We start from the raw sequence: 18,374 nt of genomic DNA, 5'->3' as shown, positions 1-18,374 counted from the left end.
CGGGCGGTGCAAGTCCATGGCCCATCACGGAAATTCCCAGGAATGCATAGCCGGCACAGCAGCTATGGCGATTTTGCGCTTGCGAAGGCGTTAGCCCTTCATTAAATATCATGCCGCAAAGACGCCATATTTGAGGCAAGTGCCTTATGGCGTTCCCACAGACAAGGGTTTTCATGGACGAAAACGTACAGAAGTCCTGCTGGGGCGTCACCGCGTGGACGGTGATCGTTCTCGGGGGCATGCTGGCTTTGGTCATGCTGTTCGCTGATGCAGAAACTGCCAAGACGGCGGTCGCAATCGCGGGATAACAGCCCCAGATGTCCAGGAAGAAGGCGCGGCTCAACACCGCGCCTTTTTTCATGGGTACTCTTTCATGAGCACTCCATGTGCCTTGCATTCAGCCGGTGGCCGGCCCGGGCGTCTCCCGCCTTGGCAGCGGGGAGGGCAGGGGACCTGCCGCAATGCCGACGAGGCTTTCAAGGCTGGTGCGTTTCGGCGCCCAGCCCAGCATCTTGATGGCTCTTGCGGGGGAGACGGTCTGCGAGCGGCCATAGCCTGCCTGCCAGTCGAGCCGCGGGTCCTCCGGGGTCCCGCTCAGCGCCTCAAGCGTGACCGGTGCTCCGCAGGCTTCGCCCACCAGTCCGGCAATCTCGCCAACCCGGGCCGAACCGATGCCAGCACCGAACAGGCTGAGGCGGAACTGGGTTGAATCGAGTGCCAGCAGGTAGAGCTCCGCCAGATCATCCGCATCCACAAGCGGCCAGAGCGTGTCTTCCGTTGCTTTCGTGCGGAAGGGTTCTGAGCTGCAGGCCGCCGCAGCCATCTCCGCCAGGGGCCCGGCGTCCGGGCCGCAGACGAGAGCGGGATGAATGACGGCGACACCCATGCGCTGCACGTTCTGCAGGGACCGGATGATCTCGGCCGAATGACCGAAGGCGGGCAGCGGTTCAAAGGCGGTGCTTTCGCTCAGCACCGCTTCACCGGAGGGCGGAAAAAGCCAGATTCCGCCCGTGTAGACCAGCCGCGGCGGTGCTGCGGCCTGCAGGCAGGCCTGCCGCATGACGGCAGCAAAGTGCCGCTCCGCAGCCGCAGGACCGCCAGCCGCGTGAATGATTCCCTTGCAGGACAAGGCGCTGTGGATCCACGTTTCCGGTTCTTCAAGATCACCCGGCACGGGAATGGCGCCGAGGCTGTCGATTTCTTCCGCGCTGGCGCTGGAACGCGCAAGTGCCGCAACACGTCTCCCGTCCTGGCGGAGACGCCGCAGGATCGCGCTGCCGATGAGGCCGGTCGCACCGGTAAGGAACACATCCATGTGAACCAGTGAAGCTGCTTCGCCGGGGGATGGCAAGCCTGTTCATCCTGCCTGTGCAAAAGCCCCTCTTTGGCAGCCTCTTCCGGCCATGCTCCCCGGCGGTGGTTTTTTGCCTCTTTACCGGGGGCGGGAGGCTCTGCTAGGCACGGGGCATGGCACTTCATCTGGTAAAGCTCTGTGTCGGCGCCGACAGCGTCGAAGACCTTCAGGCGTGGATCGATTTCCGCATGGATCAGCTGCGCGCAGCCGGGCTGCCGGCCGAGCAGACCCATACGACGCGGATGATCCCGACCCGGAAGGAAGAGCTGCTGGATGGCGGCTCGCTTTACTGGGTGATCAAGGGCTTCGTTCAGGTGCGGCAGATTCTGACGGATATCCGCCCCTTCACGGACGAGGCAGGTGTCAACCGCTGCGATCTGGTGCTGGAGCCAAGGCTGATTCTGACCCAGATGCAGCCCCGCCGCCCGTTCCAGGGCTGGCGCTATCTCAAGGACAACGAAGCCCCCGCCGACATCAAGGGCACCCGCACGGGCGGCGACATGCCCGAGGAAATGCGCCGGGAACTGGCCGAACTCGGGCTCCTCTAGGTCATCGCGGCAGCTGGGCTTGCGGGCTCCGGGCTTGCGCAGGCGGCAGAGGGTCTTGCAGGATGGGGCAGGGCCGGATAGTCCGGCAGTGACGCACCCGGGATCCCTTTATGCCGTATCTGCTGCTTGGCCTTCTGCTGCTCGCTGTTTTCCTGCTCGCCGGAAAATCCTTCACCTCGGCCTCGCCGAAGCTTCTGGCGCGCAGAACCCGCGCTGTGGGCGGCATCACCTTGCTTGCCATTGCCGTTATCCTGGCGCTCACCGGGCGGATCGGGCTGGCGGCTGTTGCGGCCAGTCTGGGCGCCCCGTTGCTCGGCTGGGCCTTGCCCTGGCAGAGGGGCGGCCTGCGCATCGGACGGCAGGAAACGCCCTGGCTCGTCATGGAGCGGGATGGGCAGAGCGGGGAGGTGCGGGGGGCGGTAAAGGCCGGGCGGTTCGCCGGACGCGCCCTGAACTCGCTTCAGTCCGGCGAGCTCAGGGACTTGTGGGCAGAGCTGGCGGCAGATCCCGCCAGCCGCAGATTATTTGAAGCTTACCTCGACGGCCGGCTGCCCGGCTGGCGTGTACACTTCGAGGCGGATGCCGCAAACCGGCATCGCGGCACGGCGCGCCCGGGCGCCATGACAGATGAGGAGGCCTACCAGATCCTGGGGCTTGCGCCCGGCGCCGGCGAAGCGGAAATCCGAGCTGCGCACCGCCGGCTTATGAAGCGGCTCCATCCCGACCACGGCGGGACGAGCTTCCTGGCTGCGAAACTCAACGAGGCTAAAGACAAGCTTCTCAGAGGACATTGATCCCACCCCACGCAGTTACTGATAGATGGTGTAGCAATTGAATTTCGCACGCTTGAGCGACTGGCAGGCGGCTTGTGCCTGGTTCTTGTCCTGGAAGCCGACAAAACGTGCACGGTACATGGTCTGGCCTTTCGCGGTCACTTCCTCGGTGTAAGGATCCCGGTTGCGCAGGGCAGAGCCCGTCGCCGCCTGTGCCTTCTTCAGCAGGCCGATGGCCGCCGTTTCCGACACGGCTGCACCGATCTGAACCTGCCAGCCGGGAGCGGCATCAGCGGTGTTGTTGGTGGCCACGGTCACGGTCGTCTTTTCCGCGGCAGTGGCGCGCGCCGGAGTGTGGGCAACCGTTTCAGGCGCCGGCACGGTTTCCACCGGAGCTGCCTCGATCACGGCAAAGGCAGCGGCCACGCGCGGAGACGGCTTGGGGCTGATGCCCGGCGTGATGGTCGAGGTTTCGACGACAATCGCAGGGGCCGGTGAGGGCAGGGCGACATTGCCATCGGCCGATGCGATCTGGATCTCCTGCTGCGGCTGCACAACCGTGCGGGCTGCGGCGACAGCCGGAGCCGGGGCGGGAACCGGAACAGGGGCAGGGGCCGGAGCTGCAGCAGCGGCCTGAACCGGTGCCTGCGGCGCAGGTGCCGGAACTGGCGCCGGAGCATCCGCGGCAGAGGCCACGGCAAAGGGCAGGACGGCCGGCTCGGAGTCAGGCTTGCTGTTGGGCACAGGTGCGCGCAGCGGTGCGTTGACGCGGATCGGAGCCGTCGGCTTGGCGTCGGCCACGATGGCCGAGGAGGTGTTGTGCACCAGGAGCGGTGCCGTCCGCGGGCCGCGGCTCGCCTTGGGCATATATTCGTTGATCAGCTTCACCATCTGCGCATCGCGCGAGCGGCCCGTGTTGCCGCCCATGACAACGGCAACGATCTGACGGCCGTCACGCTCAACCGAGGTGACCAGATTGAAGCCGGAGGCGTTGATGTAGCCGGTCTTGATGCCGCTCACACCCGGAACCGCGCCCAGCAGGCGGTTGTGGTTGCCGTGGGTGCGGCCCTGGTAGGTGAAGGAACGGGTCTTGAACAGCTCGAAATGCTTCGGGAAACGGTCCTGGATGGCGCGGCCGAGGGTTGCCATGTCGCGCGCGGTGGTGCGCTGACCGGCATTCGGCAGGCCATGCGGGTTCTTGAAGGTGGTCTTGCTCATGCCGATCTGGCGGGCCGTGCGGGTCATGCGGTCGGCAAAGCGCGCTTCGGAGCCGCCGATATTCTCCGCGACAACGGCCGCCACGTCATTGGCAGACTTCGTCACCAGCGCCAGGATCGCATCCCGGACCTGAATCGTGGAGCCCGGCCGCAGGCCAAGCTTTGAGGGCGGGCGGGCCGCCGCATAGGCCGAGACCTTGAGGGGCGTGTCCATGCGCAGGCGCCCGGCCTCAAGTTCCTCGAACACGATATAAAGCGTCATGACCTTGGTCAGCGACGCAGGGAAGCGCAACTCGTCCGCCGAGGCGGAGTAGAGCGTCTTTCCCGTTTTGGCGTCGACCACAATCCCGGCATATCTCGGATTCTGCTGGGCTGAGGCCGGAGTGACCGAAAGGCTCAGTGCAATGGCAACTGCACCAAGGGCTCGTCTTGCAAATCTCATGAAAGAGGATGCTGCGTGCAAATCAGGCATACTAACCGAACTCTCAACTTCCCGTTCTGGGTTTAACCAAGCCGGAAGGGATCGGTCCCCGTCACGCAGCATCTCTGCGCATGACGCGAGCAATCGTCCCAACGCTCCCCGTGAAGCCACCTTGCCCGGAACGCGGTTACAAATCAGTAAAGCAGGGTCAATTTTAATCGCTCGTGAACCCTAACAGCGCGTCTACGTAGTCTCCGTTATATTGCGGTGCAAAAAAGAACGTTGACATTCTTGTGCATTGCGTCATTATTAGGCAACCCGACGCGAAACGCGCCGAGCAAGATTTCCCATAGCGGGTTCACGAGCGAGGGCAGGACATGATGAACAATTTTGACGACATCCAGAAGCTGGGCAAGGAAAACATGGACCAGGCCATGCAGGCTGCTGGCAACATGAGCAAGTCCCTGCAGGCGATTGCTGCCGAGATTGCAGACTTCCAGAAGAAGTCCTTCGAGGAAAGCTCTGCCGCCATGGAAAAGATCGTGTCCGCCAAGTCCCTCGACAAGGCTTTTGAAGCTCAGAGCGAGTTCTTCAAGACCAGCTACGAAGGCGTTGTCAGCGAGATGACCAAGATCGGTGAAATGTACACCGACATGGCCAAGGATCTGTACAAGCCTTACGAAGGCATGTTCTCCAAGCTCGGCAAGTGAGCTTTCCGGCGCTTTGAAGCGCCGCGCCTGTGAAATATGAAAAGGCCTGGCTGCCCGGCAGTCAGGCCTTTTTTGCATTGCAAAAAATACCAGGGGTCCCGAGGCGGCCGCCGCTGCCTTTTTGCCTGTTCTTTGCGCAGGTGCCACGGAGGCCGCCCAGGAACATCGCCGCATGTGCGATGGTTTCCGCACGGGCCGCGCTCCAGCCTGGCGCAGGCAGCCTCTTCCATAATGCGATGCCATCCCTACATTGGTTAATACCGGCGCTCGATGAGCTTGACTCTTCGAGCGCCGGTAGCCCGTGCGGCGCTTGAGCATTTTCAAGGCGTGATGCGTCAGCATCTCAGAGCCTTGGTAGAAGACCGGAGGCCGCTGCAGGGCTTGACAGGACCGGACTTGGCGCCATCTGCAAAACAGGCCATTGCACGGGCGCCGTAACGGCGTCAGGATCAGGATCTGTTATGGGGCTCTGGCATGAGTCATTATAGTATGGGGCACATGGCCTCCTGCCCGGTGTGGCGGTGAGACTGTGGTAACATACGGCGGTGTAGGCTGATGGACATCATGGTCCGGCAGGCCTTGGTACAGGGTTTGCAGAGAGCTGCATTGTGATTGAATGACAGCTGCTCACAATGCCGTGAACCGGCCTGCGGGGCAGCCCGCTCCTCCGCAGGGAGTTGAGCGGCAGAAAAGACAAGATGGGCACGGGAATGGCAAGCGGATCGCGCCGGAATGAGGATGGAGATGCCGGGACGGTCGTCGTCACAAAGACGAAGACGGTCACAAAACGGCCCAATCTGTACAGGGTGCTGTTGTTGAATGACGACTACACCCCGATGGAGTTCGTCATTCATGTGGTCGAGCGCTTCTTCCAGAAGAACCGGGAGGAAGCGACACGGATCATGCTCCACGTGCACCACCATGGTGTCGGGGAGTGCGGAATATACACCTATGAGGTGGCCGAGACGAAGGTGACCCAGGTCATGGACTTCGCCCGCAAGCATCAACATCCGCTGCAATGCGTGATGGAGAAAAAGTAAGGGAACCAGACACGTGCCGTCATTCTCCCGAAGCCTCGAAAAAGCCCTGCATCAGGCTCTGGCCTTCGCCAACGAGCGGCAGCAGGAATATGCGACGCTTGAGCACCTGCTGCTGGCGCTGGTTGATGATCAGGACGCGGCAGCCGTGATGCGCGCCTGCAGCGTTGACCTCGATCTCCTGCGCCGCAATCTTGTCGACTATATCGAGACCGAGCTGGAAAACCTCGTCACGGGCGGCGAGGAGGATGCCAAGCCGACGGCCGGCTTCCAGCGGGTCATCCAGCGTGCCGTCATCCATGTCCAGTCCTCGGGACGGGAAGAGGTGACGGGAGCCAACGTGCTTGTCGCGATTTTCGCCGAGCGCGAGAGCCATGCCGCCTATTTCCTGCAGGAGCAGGACATGACGCGCTATGATGCCGTCAATTACATCTCTCACGGAATTGCCAAGCGGCCGGGGCTGTCTGAGCCGCGCCCGGTCCAGGGCGTGGAGGATGAAGCTGCCATGCCGGAAGAAGCTGAATCCAAGCCGAAGAAGAAGAATGACGCGCTCGAGGCCTATTGCGTCAATCTCAACGAGAAATCCAAGGCCGGGAAGGTCGATCCGCTGATCGGCCGCAACGCCGAAGTGACGCGCACGATCCAGATCCTGTGCCGCCGCTCGAAGAACAATCCGCTCTTCGTCGGTGACCCGGGCGTGGGCAAGACCGCGATTGCCGAGGGCCTGGCGCGGCGCATCGTCAACAAGGACGTGCCCGAAGTGCTGCAGGATGCCACCATCTTCTCGCTCGACATGGGCGCGCTGCTGGCCGGTACCCGCTATCGCGGCGACTTCGAGGAGCGCCTGAAGCAGGTGGTGAAGGAGATCGAGGAGTATCCGGGCGCGGTGCTCTTCATCGACGAAATCCACACGGTGATCGGTGCGGGCGCCACTTCAGGCGGGGCGATGGATGCCTCCAACCTGCTGAAGCCGGCGCTGGCCTCGGGCGCGATCCGCTGCATGGGCTCGACCACCTACAAGGAATACCGCCAGTTCTTCGAGAAGGACCGGGCCCTCGTGCGCCGTTTCCAGAAGATCGACGTGAACGAGCCCTCGGTGCCGGATGCCATTGAGATCCTCAAGGGCCTGAAGCCTTATTTCGAGGACTTCCACAAGGTCAAATACACCAACGAGGCCATCAAGACGGCGGTGGAACTGTCGGCCAAATACATCAATGACCGCAAGCTGCCGGACAAGGCCATCGACGTGCTGGATGAAACCGGCGCCTCGCAGATGCTGCTGCCGGAAAGCCGCCGCCGCAAGACCATCGGCGTCAAGGAAATCGAGACGACGATTGCCACCATGGCCCGCATCCCGCCCAAGTCGGTGTCGAAGAGCGATGCAGCCGTGCTGTCGAGCCTGACGGAAGACCTGAAGCGTGTGGTCTATGGCCAGGACAAGGCCATCGAAACGCTCTCCAGCGCCATCAAGCTCGCCCGTGCGGGCCTGCGCGAGCCGAACAAGCCGATCGGCAGCTACCTGTTCTCCGGCCCCACCGGCGTCGGCAAGACGGAAGTCGCCCGCCAGCTTGCAGCTTCGCTTGGCGTTGAGCTGCTGCGCTTCGACATGTCCGAATATATGGAGCGCCACACGGTCAGCCGCCTCATCGGCGCGCCTCCGGGCTATGTCGGCTTCGATCAGGGCGGCCTGCTGACCGACGGCATCGACCAGCATCCCCATTGCGTGCTGCTGCTGGATGAAATCGAGAAGGCCCACCCGGACCTCTTCAACATCCTGCTGCAGGTGATGGACCACGGCAAGCTGACCGACCACAACGGCAAGCAGGTCGATTTCCGCAATGTCATCCTGATCATGACCACCAATGCCGGTGCTTCCGACATGGCCAGAGCCCCCATCGGCTTCAACAAGCTGAAGCGGGAAGGGGATGATCAGGAGGCGATCAACAAGCTGTTCACGCCGGAATTCCGCAACCGTCTCGATGCGGTCATCCCCTTCGGCAATCTGCCGGTTCAGGTGATCCATCAGGTGGTTGAGAAGTTCGTCATGCAGCTGGAGGCGCAGCTCGCCGACCGCGGCGTAACCTTCGAACTGACGCCGGAAGCCGTGGCATGGCTGGCGGACAAGGGCTACGACAGCCAGATGGGCGCCCGCCCGCTGGGCCGCGTCATCCAGGAGCACATCAAGCGGCCGCTGGCCGACGAGGTGCTGTTCGGCAAGCTGCAGAAGGGCGGCACGGTCAAGGTCACCGTCAGCGAGGACGGGGCAGGGCTGCTGCTCGAAACCGTCGAGGAAAAGCGCAAGGCAGCCCCCGCGCCGGAACCCGAGACGCTGCCGGCCAAGAAGAAGCGCAAGGCTCCCGCCGCCAAGGCCGCCGAGCCTGCGGCAAAGCCTGCACCCAAGGCCGGCCCGAAGAAGTCCAGCGTTCCCAAGGTGCCGCTGGCCGACTGACCGGCCCTTTAAAACAATGCGCCCTGCAGTTCCCGGATAAGGAGCTGCAGGGCGTTTTTCATTTTGGCAGTGGCAAGATGTATGGCTGGATGATCAGCCCATGCGCTCGGATACATATTCGTTCGGGCTTGCCGGGAACACCACGGTCTTATCGCCGCTGATGAAGACGCGGCGGTGGATATGCGCGTGGATTGCCCGGGCGAGAACCTGACTTTCGACGTCACGTCCGAGGCTCACATAGTCGTTGGCGCTCTGGGCATGGGTCACGCGCACCGTGTCCTGCTCGATGATCGGGCCTTCGTCCAGATCGGCCGTCACATAGTGGCTGGTTGCGCCGATCAGTTTCACGCCGCGGTCAAAGGCCTGCTTGTAGGGGTTGGCACCCTTGAAGCTGGGCAGGAAGCTGTGATGGATGTTGATGATCCGGCCGGACATCTTGGTGCACATCTCGTCCGACAGCACCTGCATGTAACGGGCGAGAACCACCAGCTCGGCGCCCGTATCGCGGACGATCTTCATCTGCTCGGCTTCGGCCTGTGCCTTGTTCTCCTTGGTCACCTTGATGCAGTGGAACGGAATATCGTGGTTCACCACCACCTTCTGATAATCCATATGGTTCGAGATGACGGCCGCGATGTCGATGGGCAGGGCCCCGATCCGCCAGCGGTAGAGCAGGTCGTTCAGGCAGTGCCCGAAACGGCTGACCATGATGACGACCTTCATCTTCTCGCTGAGATCATGGAAGGAATGGACAATGTCCGAGCCTGCTATCTCTGCACGGAACGCCTCGTCCAGCTCTTCGCGCGTGCGGCCCTGTTCGGAAACGAAGCTGAGCCGCATGAAGAAGCGGTTGTTCTGCACGTCGGTGAACTGCGAACTGTCATGGATATTGCAGCCCGCATTCGCCAGGAAGGACGAGATCGTCGCGACAACCCCGATCCGTACGGGGCAGGATAATGTCAGGATAAGCTGGGACATCGGCAATTTCCTTTTCGCGGCCGCTGAACAGGGGACGGGGGCCGGGGAAGTTGCGAAGAGGGCTCCGGCCTGTTTGTTAGCCGTAGCCGTTGCGGCAGGTCCGGGCGTGAAGATTTGCGACGCAGGACCAGCAGCTTTGCGTCAGGCCGCCATGGCCTGCAAGTCTCGGCAAGCTCACAAGGCGGAACGCCTTTCGGTGTATTGTCCGCAGGACGCAATACTACTGGTGGAATGTCGTTCCCGTTCTGCGGAACTGCGTCACTTCGACCCATAACCGTACGGGTACCAGTTGCTTGTCTCGTCTCTCGTTCGAGCCAGCCGCAAATCGCATGAAAAAAACGCCGGAGGGTTTTCCTCCTTCCTGAACGGGCGGTGCTTTGCGCTCCGGCCGCAGGGGATGCTTTGTTTCATGCCAAAAATCAAGACGGCGTTCGTCGGCGAGACTCCCCTTCAGGCAGGCACTGTGCCAACTTCAGGAGGATGGAAGCTTGACCAATGTGACAAAGAACGGCGAACACGCCGGAGAGCGGATTAGAAATCATCCGCCCGAAAGTGCAATACAGACCGGCTACGAGGTCGGTCAGGACAATATAGACGGGCGGCTGGGGCCGTTGGGCTACAGTGTTCACAATCCCGTCTTTCTGATCTCCGCCCTTTGCGTCATAGCCTTCGTCGTTTTCACTCTGGCGCTGCCGTCGCTTGCAGGGGATGTTTTCTCGGCTGTTTTCTCCAGTGTGACGAAGGGCTTCGACTGGTTCTTCATCGGGGCGGCGGATGTTTTCGTCATCCTTTGCCTCGTGCTGGTGGTCAGCCCTTTTGGGAAGATCCGGCTTGGCGGGGCGGCCGCAGTGCCTGATTTTGGCTATCTGAGCTGGTTCTCGATGCTTTTTGCCGCTGGCATGGGCATCGGTCTGATGTTCTATGGCGTCAGCGAACCGCTCAGTCACTTCGGTTCGGCGGCGGGCGGCATACAGGCGGGCGCTGACGGGGTCCGCACGGACTGGTCCCCCCTTGGCGCTGCGGCGAGCGAGCAGGAGGCGATCCGGCTGGGCATGGCTGCCACAATCTTCCACTGGGCGCTGCACCCCTGGGCGATCTATGCGGTGGTGGGGCTCAGCCTGGCGCTTTTCAGCTACAACAAGGGTCTGCCGCTGACGATCCGCTCTGCCTTTTATCCGATCTTCGGCGAGCGTGTCTGGGGCTGGCCCGGGCACGTCATCGATATCCTTGCAGTCTTTGCGACCTTGTTCGGGCTGGCGACCTCGCTCGGCCTGGGAGCTGTGCAAGCCAACGCCGGCTTCAACAAGCTGTTCGGGATGCCGGTCAATGAGACATCTCAGGTCATTCTGATCATCGGGATCACGGCAATCGCGCTCTATTCGGTGATCCGGGGGCTCGAAGCCGGGGTGAAGCGCCTGTCCGAATTGAACATGGTTCTGGCCTTCGGGCTTTTGATGTTCGTTCTGTTCGCCGGGCCGACGCTTCTGCTGATGACGGATATGGGCGATTTTCTTCTGGCCTATCTTCAGTATCTGCCTGCCTTGTCGAACCCGGTTGGGCGCGACGATGTGAACTTCATGCAGGGCTGGACCTCGTTCTACTGGGCCTGGTGGATCAGTTGGTCACCCTTTGTCGGCATGTTCATTGCCCGTGTCTCGCGCGGCCGCACCGTGCGTGAGTTCCTGATCAGTGTCCTGTTGATCCCGTCACTCGTTTGCGTGATCTGGATGTCGATCTTTGGCGGCACGGCGATCAGCCAGCTGGTCCGTGACGGCTATGGCGCCGTTCGCGACTCTGCTCTGCCGCTGCAGCTGTTCACGATGCTGGACGGACTGCCGCTGGCCCAGATCACCTCATTCATCGGGATCGTGCTGGTGATCGTCTTCTTCGTGACGTCATCGGACTCGGGCTCGCTGGTGATCGATACCATCGCCGCAGGCGGCAAGGTGGATGCCCCGGTCCCGCAGCGCGTGTTCTGGTGCGTGTTCGAGGGGATCGTCGCGATCGTGCTCCTGATGTCTGCGGGAGGCCTGTCTTCTCTGCAGTCGATGGTCATCTCGACCGGCTTGCCCTTCACGGTGCTGCTGCTGCTGATGTGCGTCGCAATCTGGAAGGGCCTGGCCAGCGAACCGCGCTGAACTTCTGGATCGCAAGAGAAGGCGCCCGCACATGTTGCGGGCGCTTTTTTGTCAGCTCCGTGCCTGCCGCAAGCCCTGCGGGGTCTGCCCGTAGCGGCGGCGGAACATCCGGCTCAGATGCGAACTGTCGCAGAACCCGCATTCCAGCGCGATCTGGGAGATTGGCCGTTCGCCGGTGACGATCAGGTGATGGGCGAGTGACAGGCGCATGTCCAGAAAGGCTGACTGCGGCGACGTGCCGAGCGCAGCCTGAAAGTGCCGTTCAAGCTGGCGCTTGCTATGACCGATCCGGCTGGCGATCTCGGCCACGGTGAAGGGCTGCTCGATGTTCTGCTGCATCATCAAAAGGGCGCGCAGCACCATCGGATCGCGGGTCTTGAAGTCCATCGTGATCCCGGGCTGCGGTTTGTCCGCCTGAAGCGCCTCGTCGATGATCATGATGTGCAGGCTCTTGCTGGCCTGGGCGCGGCCGACGTGCTTGTCGACCAGATAGGCCGCCAGATGGGCGGAACTGACCCCGCCTGAGCAGGTCAGCCGGTCGCGGTCGACCACGAAGATCTGGTCCGTGACGGGGTTAAGCCCTTCGAACTGCTCGAGGAAGTCGGCATGGTGAAACCAGCTGACGCAGCAGCGGTAGCCATTCAACAGTCCTGCCTGGTGCAGGAGGAAGGCCCCGGTGCAGACGCCGGCCAGTGGCACGCCCGCCGCAGCCGCCTCGTGCAGGAAGCGGTGATAGCCCGGCGGCAGCACCGCTTCATCCTCCATCAGTCCGCCAATGACGACGATGTAATCGAAGCGGGCCGGGTCACCCAGACGCTCCTTGGGCTGGACACTGATTCCGCAGCTTGAGGTAACCGGCTCCATCGTGTCCGACAGCACTGTCCAGTTGCACAGGATCGGCCGGCTGCGGTCGCCTTCGTCCGCGGCAAGGCGCAGGACGTCAACGAAATTGGCAAAGGCGCAGAGCGTGAAACGCCGGGCAAGGATGAAACCGACGGACAGGCGCGTGTTGCCCTGCTGGCGGCGCACCGGATGCGGGGCGGGCCGTGGCGGCGGGGGGCTCGGCTGGGTGGGGGCAAGGCTCATGATGGGGCCTGTGGTTCAAAGTGTCGCACTCATGTCGTAGCTCTAATCCTTTGATGACGCAAATGTCCTGTTGCGCAGAGCATCCATCCGGCAAAGTCGGGCATAAGCAGAAGCGCCTGCTGCCATCTCTTGCCCCTGTCACAACCGGGCGGGCGGAGCGGCGGCAGGGGCCGCAATCGGACATGCCACTCCTTTAGGTGGCTGACAGAAGGGAAGCGCCATGAAGATCCTTGTCCCGGTGAAGCGGGTGGTTGATCACAACGTCAAGATCCGCGTCAAACCCGACGGTACTGGCGTGGATCTGGCCAATGTGAAGATGTCGATGAACCCCTTCGACGAGATTGCGGTCGAGCAGGCCATCCGCATGAAGGAAGCCGGGCAGGCATCGGAGATTGTCGCCGTATCGGTCGGCCCGGCGCAGGCACAGGAGGTGCTGCGCACCGCCCTTGCCATGGGCGCCGACCGGGCAATCCTGATCCTTGCCGAGGGCCGCGTCGAGCCTCTGGCTGTCGCAAAGATCTTGCAGAAGGTGGCGCAGGCTGAGGCGGCGGGGCTCGTGATTCTGGGCAAGCAGGCCATCGATGACGACTGCAACCAGACCGGCCAGATGCTGTCGGCGCTGCTGGGCTGGAGCCAGGCAACCTTCGCCTCGAAGGTCGAGCTTTCGCAGGACAAGGCGCTCGTCACGCGTGAGATCGACAGCGGCCTTCAGCAGATCGAAGTGACGCTGCCCGCGGTCGTGACTGCGGACCTGCGTCTCAACGAGCCGCGCTATGCCAGCCTTCCCAACATCATGAAGGCCAAGAAGAAGCCGCTGGTGCAGCAGACGCCCGAGGAACTGGGCGTGGACATTGCCCCGCGTCTTCGTGTCCTGCGCGTCGAAGAGCCGGGCACTCGCGCCACCGGCATCAAGGTCGCCACCGTCGCCGAGCTTCTCGACAAGCTGAAAACCGAAGCCGCCGTCATCTGAACCCGGGAGACAACGACATGGCCATTCTTCTCTTTGCCGACCACGACAATGCCTCCTTGTCCGAACACAGCGCCCGTGCCCTGAGCGCCGCGCTGCAGATCGGCGGCGAGGTGGATATTCTGATCGCGGGCCAGAACGCCGGGCCCGCAGCACAGGCTGCTGCAGCCCTTGCAGGCGTCCGCCGCGTCCTTCTGGCGGAAAGCGGCGCGCTCGCCGAGCGGCTGGCTGAACCGGCTGCCGCGCTCCTCGTTTCGCTCGCCGGCGGCTATGACACCATCCTTGCCCCCGCGACCAGCAGCGGCAAGAACGTGCTGCCCCGTGCCGCCGCGCTTCTCGATGTGATGCAGGTCTCCGACGTGACCGCCATCCTTGCGCCTGACACCTTCAAGCGCCCGGTCTATGCCGGCAATGCCATCGAGGTCGTACAGGCGCCGGGACCGGTCCGCGTGCTGACCATCCGCACAGCCAGCTTCGCACCGGCGGCCACTGGCAGCACGCCCGTTGACGTCGTCACCGTTGAGGCTCCTGCCGCACCGGACCTGTCCGTCTTCCGCGAGAATCTTCTGTCGGTCAGCGACCGTCCCGATCTCTCCTCGGCCAGGATTGTTGTGTCGGGCGGCCGTGCGCTTGGCTCCAAAGAGCGGTTCGAGCAGGTCATCAATCCGCTGGCCGACAAGCTGGGCGCCGCTGTGGGAGCTAGCCGCGCTGCGGTGGATGCAGGTTACGCTGCGAACGACTTCCAGGTCGGTCAGACCGGCAAGGTCGTCGCGCCGGATCTCTACATTGCCTGCGGCATTTCCGGTGCTATCCAGCATCTTGCGGGCATGAAGGACAGCCGTATCATCGTCGCCATCAACACCGATGCCGAGGCGCCGATCTTCCAGGTTGCCGATTACGGCATTGTCGGTGACATTTTCGACGTCCTGCCCGAGCTGGAGCGCGCCCTGTGAGCACCATGACTGCTGCCGAACACCAGCCTGCGAGGGCTGCGATCATCGACGGCCGGGCTCATGCCGATGCGCTTGGTGCGCGCATCGCGCAGCAGGTGCAAGACTTCGCCCGGCATACCGGCCGCAGGCCCGGCCTTGCCGTGGTGCTCGTCGGCACGGATCCCGCCAGCGAGGTCTATGTCCGCAGCAAGGGGCGCATGGCCCGCAAGCTGGGGATGGAGAGCTTCGAGCATGTGCTGCCTGAAACGGTGTCGCAGGCTGGTCTTCTTGCGCTCGTGGAACAACTGAACGGTGACGATACTGTCGATGGCATTCTCGTGCAGCTGCCCCTGCCGCAGGGCCTTGATAGCCTCGCCGTGATTGAGGCGATTGATCCGGCCAAGGACGTGGACGGTCTGCACCCCGTAAACGCCGGCTATCTTGCCTCGGGCCTGCCGGGGCTGGTGTCCTGCACGCCGCTCGGCTGCCTGATGCTGCTGAAGGACAGCCTCGGGGATCTCGCCGGGCTGGACGCGATCGTTGTCGGCCGTTCGATCCTCGTCGGCAAGCCGATGGCGCAGCTGCTGCTGGCTGCAAACTGCACCGTCACGCTGGCGCATTCCCGGACCATTGACCTGGCCGGCAAGGTTGGCCGGGCAGATATCGTTGTGGCCGCCGTCGGTTCAGCCGGGATGATCCGCGGAGAATGGATCAAACCGGGCGCAACGGTGATCGATGTCGGCACCAGCCGCGTGCCCCTGAACGGCAAGAACCATCTGGTTGGCGACGTCGATTTCGCTGGCGCCAGCCTCCGCGCACGGGCGATCACGCCTGTACCGGGCGGGGTCGGGCCGATGACCATCATGACACTGATGCACAACACGCTGATTGCCGCCTGCCGCCGCGCAGGCCTTCCTGCGTTCAACTGACACGACGCTTTCCTGCCGCCTTGGGCGGCGGGACCATGACCTAGACCCATGACCCGCGGCCCCGCCGTATGGCCGCAGCCTTTGAGGATAAAAGAACATGTCCACGTTTCCGTCCCGTGCCCGCGTTGTCATTGTCGGTCTTGGGGGCATTGTCGGTGCCTCTGTCGCCCATCACCTGATCGAAAACGGGTGGGATGACATCGTGGGGATCGACAAGTCGGGCATCCCGACGGACATCGGTTCGACCGCCCATGCCTCCGACTTCTGCTATGCGACCAGCCATGACTTCCTGTCCTGCTGGACCACCATGTATTCCATGGACTTCTACGAGAAGCTCGGCAACTACCAGCGCATCGGCGGACTTGAAGTCGCGCGCGTGGGCGATGACGCCCGCATGGCCGAACTGAAGCGCAAGGTGGACTCCGGCCGCGCCTTCGGGACCAACGTGACCATGATTTCGGCGGCGGAAGCCAAGGAGAAGTTCCCGCTTCTGGAAGAAGACCAGATTCAGGGCGCGCTGTGGGACCCCGATGCCGGTCTTGTCGTGCCGCGTTCGCAGACGGTTGCTGCAAAGCTCGTGGACATGGCCGAGGCGGCGGGCAAGCTGAAGATCTTCGCCAACACCCCGGCACTGGAGCTTCTGCACGAGAACGGCCGCGTCACCGGCGTGCGCACGTCACGCGGCACGATCATGGCCGACTATGTCGTGGTCTGTGCCGGTCTCTGGGGCCGCCTCATTGCCGGATTGGCAGGCGAGGATCTGCCGGTGATGCCGGTCGATCATCCGCTGACCTTCTTCGGTCCTTATAATGAATTTGCCGGCACCGGTCTTGAGATCGGCCGTCCGCTGCTGCGCGATCAGGGCAATTCGGCCTATCTGCGCGACACCGGTGATCCCAACACCACCGAAGGCGGCCAGATCGAGTGGGGCTACTATTATGAAAAGGACGTGCGGATGGTTCATCCGCGCGATCTCCTTGAAAAGCACGAGGCCCGCCTGTCGCCCTCGCAGCGCGATCTGGTGCTGGAAGATGTGATCGAGCCGCTCGAGCGGGCGATGGAACTGACACCGATCCTGGCCGAGCTGGGCTTCAACGAAAGCCATTCCTTCAACGGTCTTCTTCAGACGACCACCGATGGCGGGCCCTCGATGGGCGAAAGCCGCAAGCTGCGGGGCCTGTGGTATGCCGTCGCGATCTGGGTCAAGGATGGCCCGGGCATGGGCAAGCTGATCGCGGACTGGATGACCAAGGGCCGCACGGATATCGACCACAACCGCATCGATTATGCGCGGTTCAGCGATTTCCAGCTGACCGAGGACTTCATCTGGGGCCGCTGCGAGGAAACCGCGGCCAAGATCTACAACCCGCCGGTTCATCCGCGTGAGCCCTTCGCCAATGGCCGCGGCATCCGCCGCTCGCCGTTCCACGAGCGTGAGAAGGAGCTGGGCGGCTATTTCATGGAGCTGGGCGGCTGGGAACGTGCTCATGGCTACGCGGCCAACGAGCATCTTCTCGAGAAATATGCAGATCAGGTTCCGCTGCGCGAGAACGAATGGGACAGCCGCCATTTCTGGCGCGTGTCCAACGCCGAGCAGCTGGAGATGAGCGCCGATTGCGGCATCATCAACCTCTCGCATTTCCACATGACCGACATCTCGGGCCCGGACCATGTGGCGCTGATGGAATGGCTCTGCGCGGCCAGGATCGGCGGCGACGCCAATATCGGCAAGGGCATCTACACCCACATGCTGGACGAGGAAGGCATGGTCCGCGCCGACTTCACCGTCTTCCGCATGGAGGACCGCTGCCGTCTGGTGAACGGCGCCGATGCAGGGCCGCGCGATCAGATGTACATGCGCCGCGTGGCGCAGGACAAGGGCTTCGACGTCACCATCACGGATGTGACCGAAGATTATACCACCATCGGCATCTGGGGCCCCAACGCACGCGAGAACCTCAAGAAGGTCGTCGCCGATCCTGATGCGCTGGACGTGGCGAACTTCCCCTTCGCGGCCATCCGGCAGATCGAGATCGCGGGCTGCAAGGTCATGGCTTTCCGCATCTCCTACGTGGGCGAGCAGGGCTGGGAACTGCACATGCGCTATTCCGACGGTCTGGCCGTCTGGGACGCGCTGCGCGGGGCAGGGGTGATGGCCGTCGGCGTCGAAACCTATGCCAACTCGCGCCGGCTGGAAAAGTCGCTGCGCCTGCAGAACGCCGACCTGCTGACGCAATACAACCTCTTCGAGGCTGACCTTGCCCGCCCGAAGGTCAAGGAGCCGGATTTTGTCGGCAAGGCAAAGCATGTTGAATACCGTGCCCGCGAGCATCAGCCGGCGATGCTCTGCACGCTGGTGATGACCGAAAACACCGACAGCACGGGCACCGCCCGCTATCCCGTCGGCACCCTGCCGGTGATGGATCCGGACACGGGCAAGGTGCTGGTCGATGCGCTCGGCCGCCGCTCCTACACGACCTCGATTGCCTATGGCCCGACCGTCGGCAAGAACATCGCGCTGGCCTATCTGCCCTGGGACTACTGCCAGCTGGGCCGCAAGCTGCAGGTTAGCTATTTCGACGAGCTCTACCCCGTCGAAGTCGCCGGCATCGGCTACGCGCCCCTCTATGACCCGGAGAACCTCAAGCCCAGAAGCTGAGCGGAGGGGCGCTGTGCAAAAGTCATTGACCTTACGCCTGCGGGCGCAAGGTCAATGATGCTGCTCTTGCCCCCCTGAAAGCGGCTTGATCAGGGCTTGCGCTGTTCAGGGTCTGCTGCGGCGGACCCTGCCGGAAACTGAGGAAATGCGGGGGATTCGCGTCCTTCTCCAGTGCC

The 18,374-nt window shown here is 62.9% G+C and carries 15 protein-coding genes; 11 read left to right on the top strand and 4 right to left on the bottom strand.

Annotated elements, in window-relative coordinates:
* Positions 1–173 precede the first annotated feature (173 nt).
* On the top strand, positions 174–308 hold the full coding sequence (locus IF10I1_RS23105; protein WP_256387621.1) for a hypothetical protein: 135 nt from the start codon (positions 174–176) through the stop codon (positions 306–308).
* Between the two features lie 89 nt (positions 309–397).
* Here IF10I1_RS23105 and IF10I1_RS17475 read toward each other — a convergent pair whose 3' ends face one another.
* Positions 398–1,351 carry an NAD-dependent epimerase/dehydratase family protein gene (locus tag IF10I1_RS17475; protein ID WP_186393703.1) on the bottom strand — a complete coding sequence of 318 codons (954 nt, stop codon included), beginning with the start codon at positions 1,349–1,351 and terminating at the stop codon, positions 398–400.
* 116 nt (positions 1,352–1,467) lie between these two features.
* On the opposite strand from IF10I1_RS17475, the gene IF10I1_RS17470 reads away from it, so the two are divergent.
* Positions 1,468–1,902, top strand: coding sequence for a DUF1489 family protein (locus tag IF10I1_RS17470; RefSeq protein WP_122519855.1), 435 nt, complete (start codon positions 1,468–1,470; stop codon positions 1,900–1,902).
* A gap of 110 nt (positions 1,903–2,012) precedes the next feature.
* On the top strand, positions 2,013–2,696 hold the full coding sequence (locus tag IF10I1_RS17465; protein WP_186393702.1) for a DnaJ domain-containing protein: 684 nt from the start codon (positions 2,013–2,015) through the stop codon (positions 2,694–2,696).
* A gap of 15 nt (positions 2,697–2,711) precedes the next feature.
* On the opposite strand, the gene IF10I1_RS17460 is transcribed toward IF10I1_RS17465, so the two are convergent.
* The gene (locus IF10I1_RS17460) at positions 2,712–4,334 is read right to left on the bottom strand and encodes a D-alanyl-D-alanine carboxypeptidase (protein ID WP_050474738.1); all 1,623 of its coding nucleotides are present in this window, start codon (positions 4,332–4,334) and stop codon (positions 2,712–2,714) included.
* A gap of 356 nt (positions 4,335–4,690) precedes the next feature.
* Between IF10I1_RS17460 and IF10I1_RS17455 the strand changes: the two genes are divergently transcribed.
* The 3 genes from IF10I1_RS17455 to clpA all read left to right on the top strand — a co-directional run bounded on the left by IF10I1_RS17455 (position 4,691) and on the right by clpA (position 8,509).
* The gene (locus IF10I1_RS17455) at positions 4,691–5,023 is read left to right on the top strand and encodes a phasin family protein (RefSeq protein WP_050474739.1); all 333 of its coding nucleotides are present in this window, start codon (positions 4,691–4,693) and stop codon (positions 5,021–5,023) included.
* Positions 5,024–5,721: 698 nt separating this feature from the next.
* Positions 5,722–6,063 carry an ATP-dependent Clp protease adapter ClpS gene (gene clpS, locus IF10I1_RS17450; protein WP_019965759.1) on the top strand — a complete coding sequence of 114 codons (342 nt, stop codon included), beginning with the start codon at positions 5,722–5,724 and terminating at the stop codon, positions 6,061–6,063.
* Positions 6,064–6,076: 13 nt separating this feature from the next.
* Entirely contained in the window at positions 6,077–8,509 is a 2,433-nt protein-coding gene (gene clpA / locus IF10I1_RS17445; RefSeq protein WP_050474740.1) for an ATP-dependent Clp protease ATP-binding subunit ClpA, read from the top strand.
* A gap of 93 nt (positions 8,510–8,602) precedes the next feature.
* Here clpA and purU read toward each other — a convergent pair whose 3' ends face one another.
* On the bottom strand, positions 8,603–9,487 hold the full coding sequence (gene purU / locus IF10I1_RS17440) for a formyltetrahydrofolate deformylase (protein ID WP_050474741.1): 885 nt from the start codon (positions 9,485–9,487) through the stop codon (positions 8,603–8,605).
* 602 nt (positions 9,488–10,089) lie between these two features.
* Between purU and IF10I1_RS17435 the strand changes: the two genes are divergently transcribed.
* Complete coding sequence (locus IF10I1_RS17435) at positions 10,090–11,625, top strand: BCCT family transporter (protein WP_244284763.1); 1,536 nt, start codon at positions 10,090–10,092, stop codon at positions 11,623–11,625.
* Between the two features lie 51 nt (positions 11,626–11,676).
* Here IF10I1_RS17435 and IF10I1_RS17430 read toward each other — a convergent pair whose 3' ends face one another.
* A complete protein-coding gene (locus IF10I1_RS17430; RefSeq protein WP_058900129.1) occupies positions 11,677–12,711 on the bottom strand; it encodes a GlxA family transcriptional regulator in 1,035 nt (344 codons plus the stop codon).
* Between the two features lie 220 nt (positions 12,712–12,931).
* Here IF10I1_RS17430 and IF10I1_RS17425 point away from each other — a divergent pair, with 220 nt between their 5' ends.
* The 4 genes from IF10I1_RS17425 to IF10I1_RS17410 all read left to right on the top strand — a co-directional run bounded on the left by IF10I1_RS17425 (position 12,932) and on the right by IF10I1_RS17410 (position 18,198).
* Positions 12,932–13,681, top strand: a complete 750-nt coding sequence (locus IF10I1_RS17425) for an electron transfer flavoprotein subunit beta/FixA family protein (protein ID WP_186393701.1) — start codon at positions 12,932–12,934, stop codon at positions 13,679–13,681.
* Positions 13,682–13,698: 17 nt separating this feature from the next.
* Entirely contained in the window at positions 13,699–14,631 is a 933-nt protein-coding gene (locus IF10I1_RS17420) for an electron transfer flavoprotein subunit alpha/FixB family protein (RefSeq protein WP_186393700.1), read from the top strand.
* Positions 14,632–14,636: 5 nt separating this feature from the next.
* Positions 14,637–15,539 (top strand): bifunctional methylenetetrahydrofolate dehydrogenase/methenyltetrahydrofolate cyclohydrolase FolD, encoded by a 903-nt coding sequence (gene folD, locus IF10I1_RS17415; RefSeq protein ID WP_094462909.1) that lies wholly within the window; start codon positions 14,637–14,639, stop codon positions 15,537–15,539.
* Between the two features lie 97 nt (positions 15,540–15,636).
* Positions 15,637–18,198: an FAD-dependent oxidoreductase gene (locus IF10I1_RS17410; RefSeq protein ID WP_186393699.1), complete on the top strand. Its 2,562-nt coding sequence runs from the start codon at positions 15,637–15,639 to the stop codon at positions 18,196–18,198.
* Positions 18,199–18,374: the final 176 nt, after the last annotated feature.

Origin of the sequence: Pannonibacter sp. I15F10I1, from assembly GCF_900185665.1 — a bacterium.
GTDB lineage: Bacteria > Pseudomonadota > Alphaproteobacteria > Rhizobiales > Stappiaceae > Pannonibacter > Pannonibacter indicus.
This window is presented reverse-complemented; position numbering and strand designations above follow the sequence as displayed.